1 tRNA gene and 2 rRNA genes (1 of these 3 cut by a window edge) are annotated in these 2,500 nt (G+C 51.3%); all 3 read left to right on the top strand.

The window, feature by feature from the left end:
* Positions 1 to 2,001: ribosomal RNA gene (locus L0666_RS17120) — 23S ribosomal RNA — on the top strand; it begins 833 nt to the left of the window's first position.
* Between the two features lie 117 nt (positions 2,002 to 2,118).
* Positions 2,119 to 2,233, top strand: a 5S ribosomal RNA gene (gene rrf, locus L0666_RS17115).
* Between the two features lie 92 nt (positions 2,234 to 2,325).
* A tRNA-Met gene (locus L0666_RS17110) sits at positions 2,326 to 2,402 on the top strand.
* Positions 2,403 to 2,500 lie beyond the last annotated feature (98 nt).

Raw genomic sequence — 2,500 nt, 5'->3', positions numbered from 1 at the left:
GTTCTCTGCGAAATCTATTTAGGTAGAGCGTCATCCGAATACCCCGGGGGGTAGAGCACTGGATGGGTAATGGGGCCCCACAGGCTTACTGATCCTAACCAAACTCCGAATACCCGGGAGTACTAGATGGCAGACACACTGCGGATGCTAACGTCCGTAGTGGAGAGGGAAACAACCCTAACCTACAGCTAAGGCCCCTAATTCATGGCTAAGTGGGAAAGCAGGTGGGACGACCAAAACAACCAGGAAGTTGGCTTAGAAGCAGCCATCTTTTAAAGATAGCGTAACAGCTCACTGGTCTAAATAAGTTGTCCTGCGGCGAAGATGTAACGGGGCTCAAGCCATGAGCCGAAGCTTAGGATGCACATAGTGCATGGTAGCAGAGCGTAGTGTGAAATAATTCCATGCGTCCTTATCACCGTTCGCGGTGAATTGGACGCAAGGAATTTTCGATGAAGCCGGCCTGTGAGGGATCCGGTGGAGAGATCACTAGTGAGAATGATGACATGAGTAGCGACAAACAGGGTGAGAGACCCTGTCGCCGAAAGTCCAAGGGTTCCTGCTTAAAGTTAATCTGAGCAGGGTAAGCCGACCCCTAAGGCGAGGCCGAAAGGCGTAGTCGATGGGAACCACGTTAATATTCGTGGGCCAGATGGTAGTGACGGATCTCGAGGGTAGTTCATCCTTAATGGATTGAATGGGCTGCTTAGAGGTTCCAGGAAATAGCTCCATCATTAGATCGTACCCTAAACCGACACAGGTGGACTGGTAGAGAATACCAAGGCGCTTGAGAGAACGATGTTGAAGGAACTCGGCAAAATACCTCCGTAAGTTCGCGAGAAGGAGGCCCAGTTTCTACGCAAGTATTGGCTGGGGGCACAAACCAGGGGGTGGCGACTGTTTACTAAAAACACAGGGCTCTGCGAAGTCGCAAGACGACGTATAGGGTCTGACGCCTGCCCGGTGCCTGAAGGTTAAAAGGAGGAGTGCAAGCTCCGAATTGAAGCCCAGGTAAACGGCGGCCGTAACTATAACGGTCCTAAGGTAGCGAAATTCCTTGTCGGGTAAGTTCCGACCTGCACGAATGGCGTAACGACTTCCCCGCTGTCTCCAACATCGACTCAGCGAAATTGAATTACCTGTCAAGATGCAGGTTTCCCGCGGTTAGACGGAAAGACCCCGTGCACCTTTACTACAGCTTCGCATTGGTATTAGGACGAACATGTGCAGAATAGGTGGTAGGCTTTGAAGCAGTGACGCTAGTCATTGTGGAGCCTCCTTTGAGATACCACCCTTGTTCTTCTTGATATCTAACCGCGGTCCGTTATCCGGATCCGGGACCCTGCGTGGTGGGTAGTTTGACTGGGGCGGTCGCCTCCTAAATAGTAACGGAGGCGCGCGAAGGTTGGCTCAGACCGGTCGGAAATCGGTCGTTGAGTGCAATGGCAGAAGCCAGCCTGACTGCGAGACTGACAAGTCGAGCAGAGACGAAAGTCGGTCATAGTGATCCGGTGGTCCCGAGTGGAAGGGCCATCGCTCAACGGATAAAAGGTACGCCGGGGATAACAGGCTGATACTGCCCAAGAGTCCATATCGACGGCAGTGTTTGGCACCTCGATGTCGGCTCATCTCATCCTGGGGCTGGAGCAGGTCCCAAGGGTATGGCTGTTCGCCATTTAAAGAGGTACGTGAGCTGGGTTTAGAACGTCGTGAGACAGTTCGGTCCCTATCTTCCGTGGGTGTAGGATATTTGAGAGGAGTTGCCCCTAGTACGAGAGGACCGGGGTGAACGTTCCACTGGTGGATCAGTTGTCGTGCCAACGGCAGTGCTGAGTAGCTATGAACGGACAGGATAACCGCTGAAGGCATCTAAGCGGGAAGCCCCCCTCAAAACAAGATATCCCTGAGGACCGAGGTAGACTACCTCGTCGATAGGCCAGAGATGTAAGTGCAGCAATGCATTCAGTTGACTGGTACTAATGGTCCGATAGGCTTGATTTGATCCAGTAGAAGCAAGGCACGCCTTGTCGATACAGATTGATGAAAGTCATACACAACACATAATAGTTCAGCGTACGCTGACTTGGACAACGCTTGATTTGTAAATTCTTTTCTTGGTTTGGTGGTCATAGCATGAGTGAAACACCTGGCTCCATTCCGAACCCAGCCGTTAAGCACCATCGCGCTGATGGTACTGCGTCTTAAGACGTGGGAGAGTAAGTCACTGCCAAACCTAGTAAAGAATTTGCATAAATCATGCGTTTATATCTCTCTTCGATGACTAAGCGATACCCAGCCTTACATCTTCTAATAAGGCTTAAGCGTCGCGGGATGGAGCAGCCCGGTAGCTCGTCAGGCTCATAACCTGAAGGTCGTAGGTTCAAATCCTACTCCCGCAACCAAAAAATAGAGAATATTATCAACGGCATGAACCCTACTGGGGGACTAACGTCAGATCCTTTGGGACCACGGACCAAACATCATGACTTGCAAAGACAGC

The organism is Octadecabacter algicola (genome assembly GCF_021532625.1).
GTDB lineage: Bacteria > Pseudomonadota > Alphaproteobacteria > Rhodobacterales > Rhodobacteraceae > Octadecabacter > Octadecabacter algicola.
The sequence above is the reverse complement of the archived record's forward strand: the minus strand, read 5'-3'. Positions and strand labels throughout refer to the sequence as shown.